This is a genomic window from Streptomyces cahuitamycinicus, assembly GCF_002891435.1.
Classification (GTDB): domain Bacteria; phylum Actinomycetota; class Actinomycetes; order Streptomycetales; family Streptomycetaceae; genus Streptomyces; species Streptomyces cahuitamycinicus.
Window position 1 is genome coordinate 1 of sequence record NZ_POUC01000466.1, and the last position, 5,845, is coordinate 5,845.

Consider the following 5,845-nt stretch of genomic DNA (forward strand, 5'->3'; position numbering starts at 1 on the left):
GTGTTGTCACGGTTCCGCAACAGCCGTCCGGCCGGGTGTTCAGGCCGGCGGAGGGCCGTGGTGTTGACGTGGACCTGGTTGCCGTAGCGGGCGACCGCGTACCTCCCCCGCACCCCGTCCACGTCGAGGATCACCAGACGCGCGTCGGCGTGGACCACCCGCACTCCCTCCACGCCCTCCGCCTCCAGACCCTCCCTGGTGTGCCGGTAACGGGCCTCGTACTCCACGCCCGCCATCACGTACCGCTTGGTCTGCGGCTGTGAGGGGACGTTGCGCCAGCCGCCGAAGCGGGAGCGGCCGTGGGCGTCGGCGAGGGCGGCTGCCAGGGGGGCGTGCGGGTCGGGACGCGGGTCGGTCAGCTCCGGCAGGTGGCGGTCGTAGAAGCCGGTGTCCATGCGGGCCGCGGTGAACTCGGGGTGGCGCAGGGAGCGGACCAGGAGGTCGCGGTTGGTGACGGGGCCGTGGATCTCGGCGCGTTCCAGGGCGGAGGCGAGTGTGCGCAGGGCCTGCGCGCGGGTCGGGGCGTGGGCCACGACCTTGGCGAGCATGGGGTCGTAGTGGACGCCGATCTCGTCGCCGTCCGTGTACCCGGTGTCCAGGCGGACGGGCCCGGGGACGGACAGGCGGTGCAGGGTGCCGGTCTGCGGGGACCAGTCGCGGGCGGGGTCCTCGGCGTACAGGCGGGCCTCCACGGCGTGGCCGCGCGCGGGTGGCGGGCCGGTTTCGAGGGGGTGACCCTCGGCGATGCGGATCTGCTCCGCCACCAGGTCGATGCCGAAGACGGCCTCCGTGACGGGGTGTTCGACCTGGAGGCGGGTGTTCATCTCCAGGAAGTGGGCCCTGCCGTCGGCGACGAGGAACTCGACCGTTCCGGCGCCCACGTAGCCGACGGCCCGGGCGGCCCGTACGGCGAGGGCGCGGACCTCCTCGTCGAGTGCGGCGGGCAGTCCGGGGGCCGGGGCCTCCTCGATCACCTTCTGGTGGCGGCGCTGGAGGGAGCAGTCGCGGGTGCCGAGCGGCCGGACCGTGCCGTGGGTGTCGGCGAGGATCTGCACCTCGACGTGGCGGCCGTTCTCCACGTACGGCTCGACGAAGACCTCGCCGTCGCCGAAGGCACGCGCCGCTTCGGCACGGGCGGCGGCCAGTCCGGCGTCCAGGTCCGCGAGGTGCCGTACGACGCGCATGCCCCGGCCGCCGCCGCCCGCCGCCGCCTTGACCAGCACGGGCAGGTCGGCCTCGGTGACGTCGGTGAGGGGCTCGATGCCCATGAGCTGCTTGGCGCGGGTCTTGGACGCCATCGCCTCGACGGCCTGCGGGGGCGGGCCGATCCAGACCAGGCCCGCGTCCAGGACGGCCCGGGCGAAGCCGGCGTTCTCGGAGAGGAAGCCGTAGCCGGGGTGCACGGCGTCCGCCCCGGTCGTGAGGGCGGCCTTCACGAGGAGGTCGCCGCGCAGATAGGTGTCGGCGGGTGTCTCCCCCGGGAGTCGTACGCTCGCGTCGGCCACGCGCGCGTGGAGGGCGTTCGCGTCGGCGTCCGAGTGCACGGCGACGGTGCGGATGCCCAGGTCGTGGCAGGTGCGGAAGACACGGCAGGCGATCTCGCCCCGGTTGGCGACGAGCACGGAAGTGATCACTGAAGGGCCCCTCACGGCATCGGTCACTGGTTCCCTCACATCCGGAAGACGCCGAAGCCGCCGCGCGCGCCCTCGTAGCGGGCGGTGTGGATCGCGGACAGGCACAGGCCGAGGGCGGTGCGGGTGTCGCGCGGGTCGATGACGCCGTCGTCGTAGAGCCGCCCGGACAGGAACATCGGCAGCGACTCGGACTCGATCTGCTGCTCCACCATGGCGCGCAACGCCGCGTCCGCCTCCTCGTCGTAGGGCTGCCCCTTGGCGGCGGCGGACTGGCGGGCGACGATCGACAGCACGCCGGCGAGCTGCTGGGGGCCCATGACGGCCGACTTGGCGCTGGGCCAGGCGAAGAGGAAGCGGGGGTCGTAGGCGCGGCCGCACATGCCGTAGTGCCCGGCGCCGTAGGAGGCGCCCAGGAGCACGGACAGGTGCGGGACCTTCGAGTTGCTGACGGCATTGATCATCATCGCGCCGTGTTTGATGATGCCGCCCTGCTCGTACTCCCTGCCGACCATGTAGCCGGTGGTGTTGTGCAGGAACAGCAGGGGGATGTCGCGCTGGTTGGCGAGCTGGATGAACTGCGCGGCCTTCTGGGACTCCTCGCTGAACAGCACGCCCCGGGCGTTGGCGAGGATACCGACCGGATAGCCGTGCAAGGCGGCCCAGCCGGTGGTCAGGCTCGTCCCGTACAGCGGCTTGAACTCGTCGAAGTCGGAGGCGTCGACGATGCGGGCGATGACCTCGCGCGGGTCGAAGGGGCTCTTGAGGTCGCCGGGGACGATGCCCAGCAGCTCCTCCGTGTCGTACTTGGGCGGCTCGGCGGGGCCCGGGTCCGTGTGCGCCTTGCGGTGGTTGAGGCGGGCGACCACGCGCCGGGCCTGCCGGAGCGCGTCCTGCTCGTCGACGGCGAAGTGGTCGGCGAGGCCCGACACGCGCGCGTGCATCTCCGCGCCGCCCAGGGAGTCGTCGTCGCTCTCCTCCCCGGTGGCCATCTTCACCAGCGGCGGACCGCCGAGGAACACCTTGGCCCGCTCCTTGACCATGATCACGTGGTCGGACATGCCGGGGATGTAGGCGCCGCCCGCGGTGGAGTTGCCGAAGACGACCGCGACGGTCGGAACGCCGGCGGCGGACAGCCGGGTGAGGTCGCGGAAGATGGCGCCGCCGGGGATGAAGATCTCCTTCTGCGACGGCAGGTCGGCACCGCCGGACTCCACCAGGCTGATGCAGGGCAGCCGGTTGGCGAGTGCGATGTCGTTGGCGCGCAGGGCCTTCCTCAGTGACCAGGGGTTGCTCGCTCCGCCGCGCACGGTCGGGTCGTTGGCGGTGATCAGGCACTCCACGCCCTCGACGACACCGATGCCGGTGACGAGGGACGCGCCGACGGTGTACTCACTGCCCCAGGCGGCCAGCGGGGACAGCTCCAGGAACGGCGTGTCGGGGTCGAGGAGCAGCTCGATGCGCTCGCGGGCGAGGAGCTTGCCGCGCCCCCGGTGCCGGGCGACGTACTTCTCGCCGCCGCCCTCGACGGCTTTGGCGTGCTCGGCGTCGAGCTCGGCGAGCTTGACGAGCATGGCCTCGCGGTTGGCCCGGTACTCCGGGTCGTTCGGGTCCAGGGCGGAGGTCAGGACGGTCACAGGAGGGCCTCCGGTATGTCCAGGTGGCGGGAGCGCAGCCATTCGCCGAGGGCCTTGGCCTGCGGGTCGAAGCGGTGCTGCGCGGCGACACCGGCGCCGAGGATCCCCTCGACGACGAAGTTGAGGGCGCGCAGATTCGGCAGCGCGTGCCGTACGACGGTCAGCTCGCGGCTCTCGGGGATCAGCTCCCGGAACCGGTCGACGGTCAGCTCGTGCGCGAGCCACCGCCAGGCGTCGTCCGTGCGGGCCCACACCCCGACGTTGGCGTTGCCGCCCTTGTCCCCGCTGCGGGCGCCCGCGACCAGGCCGAGGGGGGCCCTTGTCACCGGCCCGGGCGCCGGCGGCTCGGGGAGCGGAGGCTCCGGCACCTCGTCGAGTACGGCCGTGTCGTGGGCCGGTGGTACGGGGACCCGACGCCCGTCATGGAGGACGGCCACATGGTCGACGCCACCATGGGGGACGTACACATCCTCGAAGACCCCATAAGGCGAGCCCTTCCCGGGTGGGGCCAGCACATGGAAGCCGGGGTAGCTGGCCAGTGCCAGCTCCACGGCCGCCCCGCTCAGCGCCCGCCCGACGACCTCTTGGCCGGGGTCCCGCACGACGAGCCGCAGCAGCGCGCTCGCGGTCTCCTCGCTCGGGGCGTCGGGCCGGTCGGTGCGGACCAGCTCCCAGCGCACGTCGGCGACCTTGCCGAGGGCGGGTTCCATCTGGTCCCGCACCAGGGCGGCCTTGGCCTCGATGTCGAGGCCGGTGAGCACGAAGACGACCTCGTTGCGGAAGCCGCCGAGCCGGTTGAGCCCGACCTTGAGGGTGGGCGGCGGCGCCTCTCCGCGCACGCCCTCGATGCGGACCCGGTCGGGCCCGTCCTGGCGCAGCCGTACGGTGTCCAGCCGGGCGGTGACGTCCGGCCCCGCGTACCGGGCACCGGCCGTCTCGTACAGCAGCTGGGCGGTGACCGTGCCGACGTCGACGAAGCCGCCGGTGCCGGGGTGTTTGGTGATGACGCAGCTGCCGTCCTCATGCAGTTCGGCGAGCGGGAAGCCGGGCCGACGGACGTCGCCGCCGGTGAAGAAGGCGTAGTTGCCGCCGGTGGCCTGTGCCCCGCACTCCAGGACGTGCCCGGCGACGACGGCACCGGCGAGCCGGTCGTGGTCGCGTGGTGTCCATCCGAAGTGGGCGGCGGCCGGCCCGGTGACCAGGGCCGCGTCCGTCACACGCCCGGTGACGACGACGTCGGCGCCCGCCCGCAGGCACCGCGCGATGCCGAAGCCGCCGAGGTAGGCGTGGGCGGCGAGGCTCCCCGCGGGGGTCTGCCCTGCTCGAGCGGAGCCGAGAGCTCGGGGGAGCGCGGTGCTGAGGTCGTCGCCCTCGACATGTGCGACGCGCACGGGAATGCCGAGCCGGTCGGCCAGTTGCCTGACGGCGTCGGCGAGTCCGGCCGGGTTGAGCCCGCCCGCGTTGGTGACGATCCTGACGCCCCGCTCGTGCGCGAGGCCCAAGCAGTCCTCCAGCTGCCGCAGGAACGTGCGGGCGTATCCGGCGGCCGGATCCTTGAGGCGGTCGCGGCCGAGGATGAGCATGGTCAGCTCGGCGAGGTAGTCACCGGTGAGGACGTCGAGTTCGCCGCCGGTGAGCATCTCGCGCATCGCGTCGAAGCGGTCGCCGTAGAAGCCGGAGGCGTTGCCGATGCGGAGGATCGTCACGAGGCCGCCTCCTCACCGCCGCGCACGGGCGTCACGAGCCGGCCTCCTTCGGCGGGCGTCCGCCGCCCGGCGGTCCCGCGAAGGCCTGCGCGATGCCGAGCCAGCGGTCGGCGTCGGGGCCGTCGGCGCGCAGGGCGAGGTCGGTGCGGTGGGCGCGCTGGGTGACCAGGAGGCAGAAGTCGAGAGCGGGTCCGGTGACGCGCTGCGGGGCGTCCTCGGGGCCGTACGTCCACAGGTCGCCGGAGGGGGCGCGCAGTTCGACGCGGAAGGGGTCGGCGGGCGGGGTGAGGCCGTGCACGCCGTAGGCGAAGTCCCGGGTCCGCACCCCGAGCCAGGCCACATGCCGCAGCCGGTCGGTGGGTGGGCGCACCACACCCAGGGCGCCGGCCACGTCCTGCCCGTGGGCCCAGGTCTCCATGAGACGGGCCGTCGTCATGGAGGCGGCCGACATGGGCGGGCCGTACCAGGGGAAGCGCGCCCCGGGTGGGGCGGCCCGCAGGGCTTCCTCCAGTGCCGTACGGCCGGCGCGCCACCGGGCGAGCAGCTCGCCGGGCGGGGCTTGCGCGCCCTCTTCGGCGCCCTCGTCGACGAAGGTTCCCGGCGCGGCGAGGGCCTTCTCGACCAGCGCGCGAAAACCGTCGGCGTCCGTGACGGCGAGCAGGGCCGAGCGGTCCGTCCAGGCCAGGTGGGCGATCTGGTGGGTCACGCTCCAGCCGGGCGCGGAGGTCGCGATCGACCAGCGCAGCGGGGGCAACCCGGCCACGAGGCGGTCGAGTTCCTCGCTCTCCTCGCGCAGATCGTCGATCACGGAGGTCGGATCGGACACGGGCGCTCCCCTCGGGGCACGGCGGTGTGCGGGGTGGTGCGGGGT

The 5,845-nt window shown here is 73.5% G+C and carries 4 protein-coding genes; all 4 read right to left on the reverse strand.

The genetic code is table 11. From position 1 onward, the window contains the following. Positions 1–1,634, reverse strand: a 1,634-nt coding sequence (locus C1J00_RS36790) for an acetyl-CoA carboxylase biotin carboxylase subunit (protein ID WP_102913266.1), incomplete at its 3' end; no start/stop codon positions are given. A gap of 35 nt (positions 1,635–1,669) precedes the next feature. Further along, complete coding sequence (locus C1J00_RS36795; protein ID WP_102913267.1) at positions 1,670–3,268, reverse strand: acyl-CoA carboxylase subunit beta; 1,599 nt, start codon at positions 3,266–3,268, stop codon at positions 1,670–1,672. Then, on the reverse strand, positions 3,265–4,974 hold the full coding sequence (locus C1J00_RS36800) for an acyclic terpene utilization AtuA family protein (protein ID WP_102913268.1): 1,710 nt from the start codon (positions 4,972–4,974) through the stop codon (positions 3,265–3,267). The genes C1J00_RS36795 and C1J00_RS36800 overlap by 4 nt, the downstream gene beginning before the upstream one ends. 31 nt (positions 4,975–5,005) lie before the next feature. Beyond that, positions 5,006–5,800, reverse strand: coding sequence for a TIGR03084 family metal-binding protein (locus tag C1J00_RS36805; protein WP_102913269.1), 795 nt, complete (start codon positions 5,798–5,800; stop codon positions 5,006–5,008). Positions 5,801–5,845 lie beyond the last annotated feature (45 nt).